Below are 19287 nucleotides of genomic sequence, written 5' to 3'. Positions count from 1 at the left end.
GATGCGGTGAGCGCGGTTGGTCAATTCAGGATGGCATCACGAGGAGGCGCGAACCGCATCTTTGGATAGTCCGCCTGCCTGTGCGTCCCACACGCAGGCCGGCGCCCAACATGCGGTTTCAGCCTGCCCGGTGGGCTACGGCCTGTGGAGCAGTCCAGGCCGGATTGAGCAGGGGGAAAAGGCATCTTTTTATCCACAGATTACGCAGATTCTCGCAGATTACTTCATTCTTCATCTGCGGAAATCGGCGTAATCTGCGGATTAAATAAGGAATCTAAACCACATTGGTGGGCACAGCCCACCCTACGGGTTATGGAGCGGCCGGGTCGGATTGAGCGTGGGAAAAGATAGCTTTTTATCCACAGATTGCGCAGATTTTCGCAGATTATTTCATTCTTCATCTGCGGAAATCGGTGTAATCTGCGGATTAAAAAACGGGCTAGGGGCGAAGGTCGGCAGGGGGCTGGGCGTAGGGGAGGCGGTAGAGGGCGATGCGGCCGATGGTGAGGGGGACGGCAATCCAGCAGCCGGCCTGGTCCTGCTCACAGCGGAAATCGAAATCCCAGAGGGGACTTGGGTTCTTGAATACAGTGGGCAACCGCAAGGTGAAGAGGGCTTGGCCGGTTGTGGCCGCCGGATCCTCGTCCGGTCCCAGATCCCAGACCCGGACGGTCATATCGCCGCCCACGGTGGCGAGCCGGCGGCCGTCCGGATCGAAGATAGCACGCACGACACCTTGCTCATGGCCCACCAATTGCCGCGGTTCGGCGGCGGTTTTGGTATCGCCGGCGGTCAAGTCGAGATCGTAGATGGAGACCATCGATCCGCGTCCGACGACGGCAACACGGCGACCATCCGGAGACAGGCTGGTCCAGAGGGGCTTATCCGACAGCTCGGTAATGGTACGGCCATTGGTCAGCTGCAAGCCGTCCCGTTGCCAAAGCCGGATACGGCGTTCGTCGCGGTTGGCGGAGATTAGCTGGTTGCCATCCGGGATGAACTCGACTGCCAGGACCTGACCGAACTCTGCTGCCTGGGACAGCTTCCCAGCACCGGTCTTGAGATCGAACAGGCCGACCTGGCCGTCGTAGCCGGCGGTCGCCAGCAAGCGGCCGTCTGATGAGAAATCGACGGCATGGACACTACCCGCGTGCTGGTCGAAAGGATACAACGGCTCCAAGGACAGGCGGTCGGCATTGCGTTGGATGTGCCAGACACGGGCGGTGTCGTCGTGACTGCAAGTGGCGAGTGTCTGCCCATCCGGTGACACCGCAAAACGTAATACTTGATTATCGTGGGCATCGGGCAAATTGAGTCGCAGAGTGCCCGGTGTATTCGGCGAGGGCGCGACTGGCGTATCGCCGGCATCCGTCGCGGCTGCGGATTCCGCATCAAGACGGGCCGCAGCGGTCCGCACAGCTACCGGAGCCTGCGGGTAGGGTCCGCTGTGCGGACCAGTGTGCTCATCCGAATCCTCCAGTCTCTCTGCCTCGGCACCGACCGGGTTAAAGCTCGTTGACCTCGTGGCCGGTGACAGCAATCCATAGCCGCGCACAGCGCCGTCCGCGAAGCCGATCAGCAGCTCGCCGATCCTGCCGCCCGCCGGACTCGGCAGTAGAAGGGCAGAAGCCGGTTCCTGATCCAGATCCCAGATCCACTGGCCGGTCAGATCCAAACTCCAGCGGCGGAGAGTGCCGTCGTTGGCTGCGGTATAGGCATAGCCGTCACGGACAATGACGGACCAGAGCCCGGCCACATGGCCCTGGAAGACCCTGAGTGTCGTGCCGGATGCCAGATCCCACAGCCGCAGATCATTGTCATAACTGGCGGACAGCAGCCGCTGGCCGGACGCATCAAAGGCAAGGCCGAGTATCAGGTTCCGATGTCCACGCAAGCGGCGCAATGGCCGACCCGTCGCATCCCAGAGAATGATGGTTTTGTCGGCGCTGCCGGTAGCAATCCGCCCACCATCCGGGCTGACGGCAACCGCTGGAACCTGATCGGTATGGATTCTCGGCAACACTTGTTCCTCGCCGGTCGCCGTGTCCCAGATACCCACTTGGCCCTTGAAACCGCCGCTGATCAGCCGACCGTCCGGGAGCCAGGCCAGGCTGGTGCCGTCGGCGATGTCGCTGCTCTCGCCGGTGAGGGCACGGATCTGTTTCCCGTCGGCCATGGACCAGAGTGTGATGCCATTACCTTTACCGGCGCTGGCGAGGGTCTCACCGTCCGGATGCAGGGCCAGCGACCAAACCTCCGATGGGGCCTGCCATTGATGTTGGATCTGCCAGTCCGGCACCGACCAGTGGATGATCCGGCGGTCGTCGCCGGTACTGATCATGGTGCCGCCATCTGCGGTGAAACGGACGGCCCTGACGGAAGCGGTCGTACCCGCCTCCGGGTCATGGCCTTCCAATCGCTGTACCAGTTCACCGCTACGGGCATCGAAGATCACCAGCTCGCCGCGCTCGCCGCCGGCTACTAGCCAACGGCCGTCCGGGCTCAGTGCCAGATCCTTCAGCGCGGCATCGGCACCGCGATAGATCTGGTCCGCTGTACCGCGCCGCAGATCAACAAAGCCGGCCAGCAGATTACGGGCATGTTGGCGCTCGGCGGGAATGGCCTTGTCCAAGGCCACCGTCTCGCCGAGCACCCGCCAGGCGGCGGCATAATCCTCGCCTCGGGCCAGTAAGGCGGCATGGGTGAGGCCGGATTCAAACAGCTCCTCAGTCCGTTGCTGTTCGGCTGCGAGTGCTTTTGTCTCTTCTTCAATGGCGCGTTGCTGTTGTGTCCAGGCCCAAGCAGCCAGCATCAGGGTGAAGGCCAGGGCCAGGACGGAGATTCCGGCAGTAATCCAGGCCCGGCGCAGCTTTTGGCGCTGGCGGGCCTGTGCGGCGGCACGCTGTTCTTCACGCCGGTCGCGGCTGGCATCCAGGAATTGCATGGCGAGCGGGAAATCGCCACCGTAGCGTGCGGCCCAGGCGAGCCAGGCGGAGGGGGATCGGTGCTGGTGCCGGTCCCGCCAGTCCAGGGCGTACTGGAGATCCGGATCGATCCAGAGTGCCCCCTCGCCCTTCTGCCAGCGTTGGGCGGCGGATTCCAGGCGTCGGTAGAGTTCGGCCTGTTCGGATTCATCGGTGGTCCAGCGTTGGAGTCTGGACCACTGGCGGATCAGGGATTCGTGGGTAATATCAATCGTGTCATCGGCACCGAGTGGCTGGTCCCGGCTCGTAACAAGGGGGGGCATCAGGAAATTACGGTCGGCCTGCCGGAAGGGCTCGGTGCAATCAATGACCTGCTGCGGCGTCTTGCCGGCAATGGCGGCGACCTCCGAGATCCTGACCGGACGGCGGATATCGCGCTCGCCTCGTTCGCCCTGGGCCCGTTCGGTGAGTGCTCGGAACAGGATCTCGGCGGTTTGCTGTTGGTCCGCATCGAGCTCCTCGAATGCCTCGTCGGCGTGCCGATCCAGGGCGGCACCCAAAACAGCATTGGGGCCACCGAGGGCATCGAGGCCAGATTCATCCAGGACGGGCTGGGCTTGACCCTTAGCGACAGCGTCGTCCCACAAGCGCATGAGCAGATGTTGCAGCAGAGGCAGTTGGTCCTGCTCGTGGGCGGTCTCATCTACCAGCCGGCGCACCAGGCCGGGGCTGACATCGCCGCCGGACTCGCTCCCGCGGGAGGGCAGCCGGGCCGGTAGTTGGATGGCGTCGGCCAGCTGCTCCGGGCTCAGGCGTGGGGTCAGGAACAGGCCGGCATTGATCGCCTCCGGCAGATCCGGGTAGCGGGAGCAATCGCCCAGGAACTCGGAGCGCATGGTGATGACCAGATAGCAGTCCGGATGGCTGGCGGCGGCCAGCAGCAGCGCGACGAACGCGGCGGCTTCCTCGGCATCCTCACGCTGGAAGCGGAACAATTCTTCGAACTGATCGACCAGAATCAGCAAGCGCTCGCCGGGGGCCAAGGGCTGCACGCCCAAGCGCCAGTTGAGGGCACGACTGCCGCGTCGGAGATTCTGCTCCAGCTCGGCGCTGCATGCGGCCTGTTTCTCGGTAGGGCAGTCGCGGCCCATGCCGGTATTGCGGATCAGTACCTCGGCCAGGCGTCGGAAGGGCCGGTCGCCGGGGCGGAGCTCGGCAATAGACCAGTACGGCACGGCGCCGGCGGTCGGCGGCTCGGGTGGGACCAGGACGCCGCTGGCCAGGGCCGGCAGCAGGCCAGCCCGTACCAAAGAGGATTTGCCGGAGCCGGAGGTCCCCAGCACGGCCAGGAAATGGGTCTCGGCCAGCTTATCGAGCAGTTGGTCGATCTGCTCCTCACGGCCGAAGAAGTAGTCCGCCTCGTCACGGCTGAATGGCCGCAAGCCGGGATAGGGCCGGTGGCTCTCTGTTACGGGGGCTGGGGATTGGTTCATGCCTGCAATTCCCTGGCAAACTTGCAGGCACAGTCGAGGATATTGCTGTCCTCGACCTGGTGAACACGCGTACCGGGTGGACGGAAACCTAGCAGTTGGTCGCCCAGGAGGCAGACATCTAGGCTCGGAGGTCGGTCCTGGCTTTTGGCCGCGGCCTGGGTGTATTCGCGTAGCTGCTCATTGATCTGATCCGGGGGGCCTTTGTGAACGACCATCAGCACGGCAGTCGCCTGCTTGAGGTTTTCACGCAGATCCCGGCGCAGTTCCGAAGGCTTGTAATCGGCACGTAGGTCCTGTGCCATCAGGGGAACCACATAGCCCAAACCCTCACAAGCAGCCAGGGTGCGGGCGATTTCCCGGACCAATGAGACATCACTACTGCCGCCGTTGATCATGACCAGCTGATGGCCCTGGAAGCGGGGTATGGGCGGATCGCAGATTGTCGGCGGTTGGTCCCGGGCGGGCGTGGTGGGTGCGGGGCCTGGAATACCTTCGGCGAGCTGTCCGAGTTGCTTGAGCCGCTCGGCCATATCATGGGCCATGTCCTGCTGGATATAGCCGTAGTGCCTGTCGGCGGAATCTATATCCGGGAACCAGCGGGTGTAGATTCGGTTGGCCTGATTCCGGTACCAGAATTGATAACCGAGCAGTTCTCGGAGCTGGTCCCGGATGGCTTGGGCTTGATCGTCCTCATCGAGATTTTCAGGCTCTACCGGCGTCATCCAGACCGGAAACAATCGCCTCTGCCAGTCGGGATGCTGTGCGGTGAAGACGGTGAATTCCTGCCGGCACCAGGGAGATGCAAACCAGGCCTTGGAGAGGATGGGGATCAGCAGGGCGGAGTCTTTCAGCTCGTCGCCGATCCTAGAGGTAACGGCATCGCTGCCGCGCAACTGCTCATAGTCCAGCCAGATGCGCTCGCCTTCGGGGATGCGGCCAATTTCGCGGCCCAGGTGTTTGCGATAGCGGTCCCGGAAGGTACTGACCCAACCCCGGTTACCGCCGCGCTGGTCGGGACCAGCATCCGTCTCGAAGGACTGGTCGTCGGCCCAGGCGTAGCTGATGAAGGCGTGGTGGCGATGCATATCCGAGGTTCATGCCCACTCTTGGCGGCGATGATACCAAATCCACCAGCCGTAGGATGGACGTAGGATGCGGTGAGCGCGGCAGGTCTTTCAGGATGGCATCACGAGGAGACGCGAACCGCATCAATGGTGCGGTGAGCACGGTTGGTCTTTTGGCTCGTTCCCACGCTCCAGCGTCAATGCCATTAAGTTAAGAGGCCGTCTAAAAACTAACCCATTGATTTTCGATCCACAGATTACACAGATTCTCCCAGATTAGTTCGTTTTCATCTGGCCGGAAATCTGTAACATCTACTGGATTAAATAAGTCAGATCCACAATAACGCCAAAATAATCCAGGACGCGGACGGGTGTTTGTTGGACGCGCCGTCAAAGATGCGGTTCGCCGCCGGAGGCGCGGATACGCCAGCAGCTCCCGGAATTACAGGCTTTGCCGCCGAGATCCCTCGCTCCGCTCGGGACAAGGTTTCATGACGCGGAAGTGTCAGATCCCTTCTCCATCGGGACAAGGCTTGCTCCTACGTGGAGCGTGGGAGCTAAGAGACCGATTTGTGGGGATATTTTCAGGGCTTATACCCACTGTTGGCGGCGATGATACCAAATTCAGGCCGCGGGGCAGATCAGATGCAAATGTTGGGCACGCCGCCGTCCAAAGATGCGGTTCGCCGCCGGGCGCAGGATGCGCCCGGCAGCCCACCACATCCTACGGGCTTTGCCCAACCTACGGGCTGCCGTAGGCTTCAATCCGGGCGGGCAGGCGCGCTGCCTGGGCACGGGCTAGGCCTGGCTTGTAACCTCTCGCCATCAATGTCACCCTCTCGGATCGAACTCGACCGGGAGTTTTCCCTCGCCACCACCAAGGGCGAATTCTTTCACAGTCTCCGGAGCGTGGGAACGAGCACGACAGACAGGCGTCCCTGGGGCATAGGCAGGTGCTTACCGCATCATTGATGCGGTTCGCGTCTCCTCGTAGTGCCATCCTGAAAGACCAACCGCGCTCACCGCATCCTACGAAACTATGGGCTGGAACGTGGGGGCCGGAAGAGGATGGGCAAAGCCCCTGTTGGGCACGGCGCTGTCCAGAAGGCGGGATGCGCTGCGCTTTCCCGCCCTACGCGGGTTATGACTGAGGAGGCCGAACATGACCGATTTCACGGCCCAGCTGGGCCGCGCGGATCATCCGGGATTGCTTACCGGAGAACAACGCCTGGAGCGTATCGAGCCGGGCCGCAATCCCTATGTCACCGGGGCGTCCCTGGCACCGGACTCCCCGGTATTCTTCGGCCGCGAGCAGGCGCTTGCCGAGGCCCTGGGCGTGCTGCGGCGCCCGGACAAGCCGGGTAATGTCTCGGTACTCGGAGAGCGGCGCTTCGGCAAATCCTCTTTTCTCAACCGGATCTACGGCGCCCTGGCCGCCGAGCCTGGTCTGGTCAGCATCCGTGCGACTACCCAGGACTGGTCCGACGCCTGCCCGGAACGGTTCTTCCATGGCCTGTACCAGAGCATCCTGGATGCCTTGGATGGATCGACCGGGGACGGGTCCACCGGGCAGGAAAGCGACCGGGGCGAGGTCCGGGACTATCCGGGCCTGCGGGATTTCATCCGGCGACTCGCCCGGAAAAAGGATCTACGCTTTGTGCTCCTGCTCGACGAGTTTGAGCACATCACCGGCGGCCAGGCATTCAAGGCGGATTTCTTCGGCAACCTGCGCGCCCTGGGCGAACGGCCCGAGTACCGCTTCGGCTACCTCATCGCCAGCCGCCGGCCCCTGAAGGCGCTGTGTCGGGAGCAGCGGATCGAGGAATCCGCCTTCTGGAATATCTTCGGTACTACCTCGTACATGGGCCTGCTGGAAGAACCGGCCGCCCGAGATCTGGCCACCGAGCCCTTGCGGCGCAGCCTGACCGATGCCCAGAGACCATCGGACCCGGACGCCTTCTGGACCCAGGAGGTCGCACCGCTGACCGGCCGCCATCCGGCCCTGATCCAGATCCTCCTCGCCCAGCGTTGGAACGCCTGGCATGGGGGCTTCCGTCACAACCAGGACCGGATCGACCAGACCCTGCACGATCACTTGGAGGACCTCTGGTTCAACCGCCACGGCAAGGAAGAATGGCGGGTCCTGATCCAGGTGGTCAAGGGCGAGCCCCCGACGGCGGACCCCATCCTCCAAGATCTGCGCCTGCGGGGCCTGGTCACCGCTGACAACCGTCCCTTCTCGCCCCGGTTCGAGCGCCTGATCCCGGATCTGATGCCGGAGGGGGTGAGCATCGAGAAGGCGGTCGAGCGGTTCCGGAAAGGCGGTGAAGTCGCCTCCGGTCTGTTGGAGGCACTGAAGGAGCTCGCACGTATCAGCGGTTACCTGGTTGGAAGCCTCTAGGGTTAGGACCCGACCCCGGGCCGGAAATGGGCGGCAGCTAGGGCGTGTTGACATTTCTCTCGTTCCCACGCGCCGCGTGGGAATGCGGAAGCTCCGCGCTGCGGAGTGTTTCGGAGACCCGATGGGCCTTAGTAGCACGCTAGTGGTGGGCACAGCCCACCCTACGGGTTCCGTTCATCGGCTGGCTCCCCAGGCTCCAGCGTGGGAACAGACCTGGTCCCGACGGAGGAGGGATCTGACGCTCCAGCGTCGATTAAGCGCCTGGTAGGCTAACAGCCAACGCCTATCAGCACCGAGAAGCTGCGTCCGCTGGAGCGGACAAGACGGCGTTCCCACGCTGGAGCGTGGGAACGAGTGCGAACAGGGCGCGGCAGGTTATCGATTATCCGCGGGCCAGGCACTCGACGCGGTTATTGGCAAAGCTGGCCTATTACAAGAACGGAATGGTGGACAGCTGCCTGATTCTCTCCGCAGCGCGGAGTTTCCACGTTCCCACGCAGCGCGTGGAACGAGAAAACGAGAAACAATAGTGGAAACACGATGAAGATCCCGCTCCCCAAGCCCCTCTCCCAGCGAGGGTGTCGCAAAAATCCTTTCGAACCACAGAGAACGCAGAGAATTGGCTGGTGCCTTTCTCTGCATTCTCTGTGTCCTCTGTGGTTTAAACTTTACAGACTGGCAACTGACGCCACCGTTTTTGCGACACCCTCCTCCCACCGGGAGAGGGGTTGGGGAGAGGGGAATTTTTGGAGTGCGGCGGCAGTTTGTTATCCCGGTACCTGCCGGAGTCCACGGGTGCTTGCTGTGACCCGAGCGTCGGCCGTGTGGCACCGAGCCGCCGCCGCTTTGGATTTAGGCAAGGCTTCGTTCCCAACCAGACATTGCGGCCAGGGGAAAGCGCCGTCGCCGCGGCGCGGGTAAAATTCGACCCCTGAGCTCCCGACAAACACTGCTGGTATTCCCCGTCAGAGGAATCCGATTCGCCCGCGCCGCTCTGCCGGCGCACTCCAAGATGAAATGAGGTACCCGTGACCCCAACCCAGACCATCGGCCCTGTGCTGCGCCGGCTGTGGATCTGGCCCCTGATCTTCTGGCTGCGGCCATTGGAGATAGCGGACCGGCTGCGGGAAAGGCCGGGTCTCGAGCTGACTGCGGCGATTCTCGGCTCCGGGATCTGGGGCGCCTTGGCCGGCGTTGCACTCTGGCTCTGGACCGACGACCCGCAAGCCATCTGGGTCCTCAGTCTCGCTGTCGCCGGCGCTGTCGCTGTCGCTGTCACTGTCGCTGTCGCTGTCGTTGGCGCTGTCGGTGTCGCTGTCGCTGTCGCTCGCGCTGTCGCTGTCGCTGTCGCTGTCGCTGTCGCTGTCGCTATCGTTGGCGCTGTCGCTGTCGCTGTCGGTGTCGCTGGCGCTGGCGTTGTCGTTGTCACTATCGTTAGCACTTCGGATCTAAGCCAGATCCCACAGTGGGGAATCACCCTATCTGTTGCCTTGGCCGCCGGATCCATCGCCGGCTTCTTTCTCGACCCGAACGATGGTATCGAGGCACGACGATCCAAAGGGGATCTGCGTATCGGTGCCGAGGCCCAGGCCGCCTGGCTGATGTTGAGCTGGTGGCTCTTCCTGCTCTTGGCCGCTGCGGCCTATGTCTGGGATCCCCAACCGGCGGAACTCGATGCAAAGCTGGATCTGTTGGCCCTTTTTCTGGCCTTTGCGCCCCTGGTCCTGACGGGCCTGCCGGCCTGGCCCCTGATGGCTTTGATAGCTCTGTGGCAATATCGATCACAGACCGGCCAAGATTCGGCGTCGGACCAGCTGGCACGGACCATTGCCTTCCGCTGGCACAGCTTCGCCTATCCATTGCCCGGCCTGGCTCCCTACCTGATACGTCTGGGGCAGAACGGGGACATGGCTGCGGCCCTGGGTGCCATCCAATCCGTGCAGTTCCACACCCTCCAGCACGCCGCGGCGCACCGGGCGGTCCATAAGCTGGCGTCCGATCCGGCCACCACACTCTCCTTCTGCGGTCGGGTGGCAGTAGAGACCAACAGCGCCACCCTGGCAACCCTGGTGTGGGTCAGCGATGCAGAGCCAGCGGTCGCCGTACTGGCCGCGAAGGGGGACGAGGAAGACGAGGAGCCCCTGCTGCTCGATGTGGGCGAGATCTGGCAGGAGGAGGCCTTGCACCCGTTGGTAGAGGGGGCCGAGGACCCTGATCGGGTAGAGGATTCGGAAGCGGCATTGGCACGGATTCGAGAGGAGCCGCTTCCCGAACGGATCGGCTATGCCGAGGAGTGGCTGGAGGAGCTGGGCGAGGCTGCCCTGGTCCCCGAGTATCGGGAACTACTGGCCGATCTCGGAAAACTTGCTGGCCCATCAGATCTCAGACGGCTCGACTACTCATCCCCCCGGTCAGGGTCGATTCCGGATAATCTCTGGCTCGATGGCGGCTGGGCAGTGATCCAGGCCGTCCGAACCGCGCTCAGTGACCTGGAGCGTTATCCCGAGCTGACCACGGAGACCGCCAAACGCCGCCTCTTGGGGACTAGCATCGGTCGCCTCCGCGGATTGGACTGGGAGGGCTCTCCCGATTATTGGCGGGGCATCGCCCAGGAGTTGGTTGCCCATTGGGTCAGGGTCCTGGAGACCGAGGCGCGCCAAGTGCGGGAGTGGCTGCGTCTGGAGGTGGACCTCCCGGCCGAGCAGTTCGTCCCCGGCGATCAGACCCTGCGGCTCCGGATCCGCAACCCCACTGGCGAGCCTGCCCAGATGGGCCGGATCTGGATGGGGCCGACCTCGGGCCTGACTTGGGTCCACCCGGAGGCACGGTTCGGCCTGCTGGAGGGGGGCAAGGAGACCGAGATCCGTCTGGATTTCCGGGCCGAATCGGAGGGGGCCTTGCGCATCCAGGGCCAGCTCCAGGCCCAAGACCTGGAAGGCAACCCTTTCTTCTTGCCTTTCGCCTTCCAAATCCAGGTAGCCAAATCCGGTCGGTCCTATCAGATTCCTTCCTATCAGCCCTATGTGGTGGGCGAGGGGCTCGGCGATGACCGCACCTTTGTGGGCCGGGAGGAGCTGCTGGCTTGGCTGCGGGGCCTGTGGCTTCAGCCGGAGGGCAAGCCGGCGGTGGTCCTGGTGGGCCAGCGGCGGATCGGTAAGACCAGCCTCCTGAACAAGGTCGAACGTGCCGGCCTGCCGGGAACCGGCCTGTTGGGACTGACGCTCAATATCCAGGGGCTCGGCAGTGAGTACGATTTCCTCAACGAGACCGCCACCCGCATGGCGGAGGAGTTGGGGCTACCGGCGGACCCGCTGGACCGGACCGAGCCCTATGCCGGGTTCAAGACCTTTCTGCAAGGCATTCGGGGGCCACTCGGGGACAAGCGTTTCCTACTGATGCTGGACGAGGCGGATCTGATCCCCGAGCGCCGGCTGGGGGAGACGCTGCCCGGCTTCCTGCGCGCCCTGATGCAGGAGCCCAGATACCCCACCGTGCTCCTCTTCTGCGGCACCACCCGGCTGCGGGCCATGGCGCGGGACTATTTTTCCATCCTGTTCAACACCGCCTAGTTCCGCACCCTCAGCTATCTGACCCCAGAGGAATCCGCCCAGGTCTTGCAGCAGCCCGCCCGGAATATCCTGGACTATGACCCGGCGGTGCTGGCCGACGCCTACCGCCTGACGCGGGGACAGCCCCTCTTGTTACAGCTGCTCGGGGCCACACTGATAAACCGCTGCAACGAGCAGGCACGCCAGGGCGAGACCCGCAGCGACTATGTGGACACCAACGACTTCGCCGCCGCCGTGGAGGGCGTGGTCCGGGCGGAGACCAACGCTGCCTTCGAGAACCACTGGGATGACAGCGACGCGGCCACCCATCGGGTCCTCTCAGCCCTGGCTTGGGCCACGGACGAAGCAGCCCGGAGCCAGCTGGCGATCGCCGGCCTCGAATCGGCCATGGCCGAGACCCGCCTGTTCCTCCCCCGCGAGCAGACCTTCCGCATCTTGGAACGGCTGGCGGGCGACGAGATCCTGGAGCGGGACGGCCCTACCTACCGCTTTTGGGTCCCCCTCTACCGCCGCTGGGTCGCCTGGCGCTGGCCGCCGGAACGGGTGCGGGAGGAGGCCGTTCCTACGCCGGAGAGATAGCCGGGTAGGATGCGGTGAGCGGCTGAAGGCGGGATGCGCTGCGCTTTCCCGCCCTCCGCGGGCTGGTCGGCGTCGCGAAATTGAAGCTACCGAGTCGTTTTTCCCATGCTCAACTTGAATCCGCAGATTTCGCAGATTCTCGCAGATGAAAAACGGGGGGTGGTTAATATCTAAGTTGGAACATGACCAACAGCACTGGCCGCTATGCTCCCTCTCCCTCCGGGAGAGGGTTGGGGAGAGGGGATCAAAAAGATGAATCCCATGTTCTGGCTCCCACGCTCCAGAGACTGTGAAAGTATTCCTGGATTTTCAGATCCAAAGGGACAGGACGACACAATTTTCCCTAAATTGAGCAGAAAATCTTTCTCTTCATCCTACATGGCATAGGGTTTAGCGTGGAATATGGCGGTCCCATCCCACCGCTTCCAGGGAAAACGAATTCTTTCACAGTCTCTGGAGCGTGGGAACGAGCGCAAAAAAGGGTCCTAGGCGGTAGGCTGGGTTGAGGAACGAAACCCAGCGCTTACGGGCAAGCTTGGTTTGCTGGGTCTCGTCCCTCGACCCGGCCTACAGCTCAAAATCAATGGGTTAGTTTTTAGACAGCCTCTAAGTGGTGGGGGAGTGTGCTGCTTCGGCATGGAGTTTTAAACCAAGCGCAGCAATGACCCTTAGAATAGTATCGAAATTCGGGCTTTTTTCACCTGATAACGCCTGGTAGAGACTTTCCCTGGACAAGCCCACATCGCTTGCCACCTGTGACATACCTTTGGCCCGTGCGATGTCACCAAGCGCTTTCGCAATGAGTGCGGCATCACCATTTGCTTCTTCAAGGCAGGCTTCGAGGTATGCAGCCATTTCTTCGGGGTTGCGGAGGTATTCAGCAACATCATATCGAGTAGTGTTTGTTTTTTTCATGATAAACTCCCAAAGATCTTTTACCAAACGTTGGGCCGTTTTTATGTCTTTACTTTGGCTTCTCTTGTCTCCACCAGCTAATAAACTTTCCATTGGGAAAGACAATCTGATTATAGGCGGCAATAATCCTTTCGCACAAAACTTTACCTGATTCGCCTGGGTTATCAGGCAATGCCATTAAGTTAAGCGTCACCGGCGCCGTTTGTGATTGGTTGATCCCTGTTTTCGTTCGCCCTCTCCCCAACCCCTCTCCCGCCGGGAGAGGGGCTTTGAGGCTTAACTTAATGGCATTGGGTTTTCAGGAAGTCCTTCTAAAAAATCTTTGTCAAACATTTCGATTAGTTCTCCTATCACATAGGATTTCTCACTTCGCTCGAAATGACAATCGACAAAATCGGCGTAATCGTCTAGCCCCCACTCCCTATGAGGGCATCGTTTTTCCGCTAATACCGATAATACCGACCATCCGGATCTATCAGAACACCAGATTCATCATGAGCATCATCACGACCAGGAACAGGAGGGTCATGACGCTTCCGGCCCGCATGAAATCCGGCACCCCATAGCCGCCCGGCCCCATGATGAGGGCGTTGACCTGGTGGGTGGGGATCAGGAAGGAGTTGGAGGTGGCGATGGCTACGGTCAAGGCGAACACGGCCGGGTCCGCGCCCACGCCGATGGCGATATTCACGGCCAGCGGTACCAGCAGCACGGTGGCGCCCACATTGGACATCACCAGGGTGAAGAAGGTCGCCAGCACAGCCACCGAGGCCTGGATTACCCAACCGGGCGCTGCGCCCACCACGGACAAGACTTGTTCGGCGATCCACTTGGCGGTGCCGGTGGTCTCCACCGCCAGGCCTAGGGGGATCAGGGAGGCCAGCAGGAACACCGTCTTCCAGCTCACCGCTTGGTAGGCCTCCTCGATGGTTAGCACCCGTGACAGAATCATGCCCATGGCGCCGGTGAGCAGGGCCACGGACAGACGCAAATCGGTGAACAGCACCAGCCCTAAGGCGATGGTAAAGAAAACGCCGGCGGCCGGGACCTTATTCGGGCGCAGTTCTTCGTGGGGATATTCGGTGGTCACGACCACGAAATCGCGGTCCTTCTCCAACCGGATCAGGGCCTCCCAGGGGATATGCCCGACGATGGTATCGCCGGCCTGCAACGGCAGGTCGCGGATGCCTTCCCCCTCGTGCCGGGTCTTGCCGCCGCTGTGCAGCGCCACCATGGACAGTCCGTAGCGCTTGCGCATCCACACATCGCGGGCACTTTTGCCGATCAGCGCCGATCCGGGCGGGATAACCACCTCCGCGATGCCGGCCTTGGTCGGGGCCAAGGCGTCACTGAAGGCATCGAAGTCCTCGCGGGTGCGCAGGCCGTACTTGGCAGCGAATGCCGAGCAGCTTTCCTTCGCGGCGACGATCCCGATGGCACTGCTGGCCTCGAAGGGGACATCGCGGGCTATGCCACCGGGGCCGATGGCCAAGTCGTTGCCGCCACGCACCATGGCCACGACCCGGATCTTATTGACCCCTTCGACGTCGTTCAACGTCTTTCCCACCAGCTCACTGTCCTTGGGGATCACCATCTCCTTCATGCAGTATTCTACGCCGTAGGTCTTTTGGAGATATGCGATGGAATCCGTGGCCTTACCGCCCTCGCCCTTGGTGGTGGGCAGCACCAAGCGGCCTGCCAGCACGAAATAGATGATGCCGGTCACCACCAGGGCCAGACCGATCGGTGTGACGGAGAACAGATTCCAGGTCTGCATCTCGGCAACGCCCTGCATCTTAAGACCCTCGTTGGAGGTGAGGATCAGGTCGTTGAGCAGAATCAGCGGCGAGGAACCCACCATGGTCACGGTGCCGCCGAGGATGGCGCAGAAGCCCATGGGCATCAGCAGGCGCGACATGGGCAGCCCGGAGCGGGCGGAGATCCGCGACACCACCGGCAGAAACAAGGCCGTCGCCCCCACGTTCTGCATGAAGGAGGAGATAACGCCCACGGTGGCGGAGATGATCGGGATGATGCGCGTCTCGGTGGTGCCGCCGATCTTGAGGATGAAGGAGGCCACCTTGCTCATGAGGCCGGTCTTATCCAGGCCGGCGCCGATAATCATGACCGCGATAATGGAGATCACGGCGTTGGATGCGAAACCGTCGAACAGGTGTTGGGTATCCACCAGCCCCCGATCCAATCCCATGAGCGGGGCCAGCAGGGAGGTCAGGCCCAAGAGCACCATAACCGTGGCGGCGGCCACGTCTACCTCCACCACCTCGAAGGCGAACAGGTAGATGGTAAACAGGAGGATGCCGGTCACCCAGGCGATCTCGACCGTAGGCACGACGGTCGCCAGGTACAGAGCCGCGATCCCGAACAGGATGCCCGCGATCAGCTGCTTGCGGCTCAAGGGCTCTAGGGAGGCAGCTGTGGTTGCTTCATCCGCAGGATTGCTCACGACAGTCACTCCTCACTCCTCGCTTAGCTTAGGGTTTCGACAACCGGTAACGATGCCCGGGATCTTGCCTCGCTGCGGCACCGGCCAGGGAATGCTTGCGCATAACCCTAGAGTTTACCCTTTTTTCACCTCCATGTAGCGTTAGTTGGGTATATTCTAATTTGATTAACAAGATAGGAGCTTCTGTTGCTTCTTGGCAGGGGCCGGACTACCCTGCCTAATTTGAATTTTCGGCGGAGCATAACCCTATGGATGCCAAGACCCTGTACGACAAGCTGTGGGACGGGCACGTCGTCCGCTATGACGACAACGGCACCGCCCTCTTGTATATCGATCGCCAGTTGGTGCACGAAGTCACCTCGCCCCAGGCCTTTGAGGGCCTGCGACTGGCGGGACGTAGACCGCGGCGGGTGGCGGCCAACCTGGCGGTCCCGGATCATAATGTCCCGACGCGGGATCGGGTGCAGGGGATCACGGACCCCGTGGCGCGCCTGCAAGTCCGGACCCTGGCCGAGAATTGCACCGCCTTCGGAATCACCGAGCTGGGCATGGATGATCCGCGCCAGGGCATCGTCCATGTGATCGGACCCGAGCAAGGCTTCACCCTGCCGGGCATGACGATTGTCTGCGGCGATTCCCATACCTCGACCCACGGGGCCTTGGGGGCGCTCGCCTTCGGTATCGGTACCTCCGAGGTGGAGCACGTCCTGGCGACCCAGTGCCTGCTTCAACGTAAATCCAAGTCCATGCTGATCGAGGTGAACGGCGCCCTGGGGTCCGGTGTGACCGCCAAGGATCTGGTCCTGGCCGTCATCGGCGAGATCGGCACCGCGGGTGCTACCGGCTTTGTCATCGAATTCGGCGGCGAGACCATCCGGGGTCTATCCATGGAAGGCCGGATGACCGTCTGCAATATGGCCATCGAGGCAGGGGCCCGGGCGGGCCTGATCGCGGTCGACGAGACCACTATCGAGTACGTCCGAGGGCGACCCTACGCGCCCCCCTGCGCGCCCCAGAGCCCCGAGTTCGAGCGTGCCGCCGCCCACTGGCGCGGTCTGGTCAGCGACCAGGGCGCGGCGTTCGATCGAAGGGTCCATATCGACGCGGCCGCCATCGAGCCCCAGGTTACCTGGGGGACTTCCCCGGAGATGGTGGCACCGGTGGACGGGCGGGTGCCCGATCCGGGGGACGAGCGCGATCCGGTCAAGGCCGACGGCATCCGCCGCGCGCTGGATTACATGGGGCTCACACCGGGTACCGCCATCACCGACATCCGCCCGGACAAGGTCTTCATCGGCTCCTGCACCAACTCGCGTATCGAAGACCTGCGCGCGGCGGCGCAGGTCGTCGCGGACCGCCGGGTGGCCGAGAGCATCAAGCTCGCCATGGTGGTGCCGGGCTCGGGTCCGGTCAAGGCACAGGCGGAAGCGGAGGGCCTGGACCGGGTGTTCATCGCAGCGGGCTTCGAGTGGCGCGATCCCGGATGCTCCATGTGCCTGGCTATGAACGCGGATCGCCTGAAGCCGGGCGAGCGGTGTGCGTCCACCTCCAACCGTAATTTCGAGGGCCGCCAGGGCCAGGGGGGACGCACCCACCTGGTGAGTCCCATCATGGCCGCGGCGGCGGCAGTCAGTGGCCGCTTCCTGGACGTGAGGGAACTCTAAATGGACAAATTCGAGAATTTTACCGGGGTCGTGTGCCCCTTGGACCGGGCCAATGTGGACACGGATGCCATTATCCCCAAGCAATTCCTGAAGAGCATCAAGCGCACCGGGTTCGGACCCAACCTGTTCGACGAGTGGCGCTATCTGGATCATGGGGAGCCCGATCAGGACAACCGCAACCGGCCCCAAAACCCGGATTTCGTCCTCAACGACCCCCGCTACCAGGGCGCCCAAATCCTGTTGACGCGCGAGAACTTCGGCTGCGGGTCGTCCCGGGAGCACGCCCCCTGGGCCCTGGCGGATTTCGGCTTCCGGGTCATCATTGCCCCCAGCTTTGCCGACATCTTCTACAACAACTGCTTCAAGAACGGCATCCTCCCCATCACCCTGCCACCGATCGAGGTCGCCGACCTGTTCGCAATCGCGGATGGTCCCGAGGCGTTGCGGATCACCGTCGATCTGCCGCGGCAGACCCTGGAGATATCCATCATCAGGGACCGGCTCGGTTTCGCGGTGGATCCCTTCCGCAAGCGCTGTCTGCTCGAAGGGCTGGACGATATCGGACTGACGCTGGAGCACCTGGACGCCATTCGCGCCTACGAAGACCGCCGTCGGCCCCAGGCCCCCTGGTTGTTCCCCGGGAACGGCTTGGAGGCAAGGTGAACTAGGTCCTGTTGACGTTTGTCTGAGCGACATTCCTTCTATCCGCAGATTACGCAGATTACGCAGATTGTTTCAGTTTTTCATCTGTGACAATCTACAATTCAAAGTGCGACTGAGGTTCCTTTTGCAAAGCCCCTCTCCCTGGAGGGAGAGGGGTTGGGGAGAGGGTGAATGAGGGGCGGTGCCACGCTGGAGAACACACCCTAATGTAGGATGCGGTGAGCGCGGTAGGTCTTATTAGGATGGCACCAGCAGAAGGCGCGAACCGCATCAATGGTGTGGTGAGCGCTTGCCTACCGCCCCAGGACCGGTTGCCTGTGCCGGCCTATCCACCCCACAGGGATGGGTCAGGCACGGCAGTCTGGATGGTGGGCACAGCCCACCCTACGGGCTATGCCACTACGCTGGAGAACACACAGTGACCAAACACATCCTCATCCTGCCGGGAGACGGTATCGGACCGGAGATCGTCGCCGAGGCGGTCAAGATACTTACCTACCTACGGGATACCGCTGGCCTCGCAATCACAATGGAGGAGGCCCCGGTAGGCGGGGCAGCCATCGACGCCACCGGGGTCCCCCTCCCCGACGCCACCCTGGATCTGGCGCTGCAGGCAGACGCCGTCCTGCTGGGGGCCGTCGGCGGTCCCAAGTGGGAACCGTTGCCCATCGCCATTCGCCCGGAGAAGGGGCTCCTGGGCCTGCGCGACCAGCTGGAGTTGTTCGCCAACCTACGCCCGGCCATCCTCTATCCCCAGCTGGCCGCCGCCTCATCCCTGAAGCCGGAGCTGGTCGCCGGGCTCGATATCCTGATCGTGCGCGAGCTCACCGGCGGCATCTACTTCGGGCAGCCGCGGGGCGTAACCACCGGCGAGGACGGAACCCGCACCGGCGTCAACACCCTGGTCTACAGCGAGTCGGAGATCCGGCGCATCTGTGAAACCGCCTTCGACATCGCCCGCCAACGCAACCGGCGCGTCTGCTCGGTGGACAAGGCAAATATCCTGGAGTGCACCGAGCTGTGGCGAACGGTGGCTACCGAGGTGGGGACCGAATACCCGGACGTAACCCTCAGCCACATGTATGTGGACAACGCCGCCATGCAGCTGATCCGAGAGCCGAAACAGTTCGATGTCATGGTCACTACCAACATGTTCGGCGACATCCTCTCCGATGCCGCGGCCATGTTGACCGGCTCCATCGGCATGCTGCCCTCCGCCTCCCTGGACGCAACCGGGAAGGGCATGTACGAGCCCATCCACGGCTCGGCCCCCAATATCGCCGGCCAAGACATCGCCAACCCCCTGGCTACCATCCTGTCGGTCGCTATGATGCTGCGCTACTCCCTGGGCGAACCGACCGCCGCCGAACGCATCGAGCATGCGGTCTCCACCGTCCTCGACCAGGGCCTGCGCACTGCCGACATCATGTCTCCAGGAATGCGCCGGGGCGGCACCGCCGAGATGGGCGATGCGGTGGTGGTGGCGATGGATAGCCAAGTCTGAACCGCGGAAACACAAAGAACACGGAGCGTTCTCGTAATCCACTAAGT

Annotated in this window: 10 protein-coding genes; 6 read left to right on the top strand and 4 right to left on the bottom strand. The window is 62.6% G+C overall.

All coding sequences use genetic code 11. The features are described from left to right. Positions 1-439 precede the first annotated feature (439 nt). Positions 440-4417 carry a WD40 repeat domain-containing protein gene (locus E1958_RS13600; RefSeq protein WP_133512347.1) on the bottom strand — a complete coding sequence of 1326 codons (3978 nt, stop codon included), beginning with the start codon at positions 4415-4417 and terminating at the stop codon, positions 440-442. Further along, on the bottom strand, positions 4414-5502 hold the full coding sequence (locus E1958_RS13595; RefSeq protein WP_133512346.1) for a toll/interleukin-1 receptor domain-containing protein: 1089 nt from the start codon (positions 5500-5502) through the stop codon (positions 4414-4416). The genes E1958_RS13600 and E1958_RS13595 overlap by 4 nt, the downstream gene beginning before the upstream one ends. Before the next feature lie 1141 nt (positions 5503-6643). On the opposite strand from E1958_RS13595, the gene E1958_RS13590 reads away from it, so the two are divergent. From E1958_RS13590 to E1958_RS13580, 3 genes are all read left to right on the top strand, one after another. Continuing rightward, complete coding sequence (locus E1958_RS13590; protein WP_133512345.1) at positions 6644-7882, top strand: ATP-binding protein; 1239 nt, start codon at positions 6644-6646, stop codon at positions 7880-7882. 1028 nt (positions 7883-8910) lie between these two features. Then, entirely contained in the window at positions 8911-11451 is a 2541-nt protein-coding gene (locus E1958_RS20930) for an ATP-binding protein (protein ID WP_207787708.1), read from the top strand. Between the two features lie 45 nt (positions 11452-11496). Then, complete coding sequence (locus E1958_RS13580; protein WP_133512344.1) at positions 11497-12030, top strand: hypothetical protein; 534 nt, start codon at positions 11497-11499, stop codon at positions 12028-12030. A gap of 606 nt (positions 12031-12636) precedes the next feature. Here E1958_RS13580 and E1958_RS13575 read toward each other — a convergent pair. Continuing rightward, positions 12637-12945: an addiction module antidote protein gene (locus E1958_RS13575; RefSeq protein WP_133512395.1), complete on the bottom strand. Its 309-nt coding sequence runs from the start codon at positions 12943-12945 to the stop codon at positions 12637-12639. A gap of 475 nt (positions 12946-13420) precedes the next feature. Continuing rightward, positions 13421-15409 carry an SLC13 family permease gene (locus E1958_RS13570; RefSeq protein WP_133512343.1) on the bottom strand — a complete coding sequence of 663 codons (1989 nt, stop codon included), beginning with the start codon at positions 15407-15409 and terminating at the stop codon, positions 13421-13423. A gap of 248 nt (positions 15410-15657) precedes the next feature. Here E1958_RS13570 and leuC point away from each other — a divergent pair, with 248 nt between their 5' ends. The 3 genes from leuC (at position 15658) to leuB (ending at position 19240) form a co-directional block, all read left to right on the top strand. Next, entirely contained in the window at positions 15658-17073 is a 1416-nt protein-coding gene (gene leuC / locus E1958_RS13565) for a 3-isopropylmalate dehydratase large subunit (RefSeq protein ID WP_133512342.1), read from the top strand. After that, positions 17074-17736 carry a 3-isopropylmalate dehydratase small subunit gene (gene leuD / locus E1958_RS13560; RefSeq protein ID WP_133512341.1) on the top strand — a complete coding sequence of 221 codons (663 nt, stop codon included), beginning with the start codon at positions 17074-17076 and terminating at the stop codon, positions 17734-17736. A gap of 418 nt (positions 17737-18154) precedes the next feature. Next, positions 18155-19240, top strand: coding sequence for a 3-isopropylmalate dehydrogenase (gene leuB / locus E1958_RS13555; RefSeq protein ID WP_133512340.1), 1086 nt, complete (start codon positions 18155-18157; stop codon positions 19238-19240). The last annotated feature ends 47 nt before the right edge of the window (positions 19241-19287 follow it).

Origin of the sequence: Candidatus Thiosymbion oneisti, from assembly GCF_004359955.1 — a bacterium.
In the GTDB taxonomy this organism is placed as follows: domain Bacteria; phylum Pseudomonadota; class Gammaproteobacteria; order Chromatiales; family Chromatiaceae; genus Thiosymbion; species Thiosymbion oneisti.
This window is presented reverse-complemented; position numbering and strand designations above follow the sequence as displayed.

Excerpts from the sequence above, each read along its gene's own strand:
- E1958_RS13600 (WP_133512347.1), bottom strand. The coding sequence starts at position 4,417 with ATGAACCAATCCCCAGCCCCCGTAACAGAGAGCCACCGGCCCTATCCC.
- E1958_RS13595 (WP_133512346.1), bottom strand. The coding sequence starts at position 5,502 with ATGCATCGCCACCACGCCTTCATCAGCTACGCCTGGGCCGACGACCAG.
- E1958_RS13590 (WP_133512345.1), top strand. The coding sequence starts at position 6,644 with ATGACCGATTTCACGGCCCAGCTGGGCCGCGCGGATCATCCGGGATTG.
- E1958_RS13575 (WP_133512395.1), bottom strand. The coding sequence starts at position 12,945 with ATGAAAAAAACAAACACTACTCGATATGATGTTGCTGAATACCTCCGC.
- leuC (WP_133512342.1), top strand. The coding sequence starts at position 15,658 with ATGGATGCCAAGACCCTGTACGACAAGCTGTGGGACGGGCACGTCGTC.
- leuD (WP_133512341.1), top strand. The coding sequence starts at position 17,074 with ATGGACAAATTCGAGAATTTTACCGGGGTCGTGTGCCCCTTGGACCGG.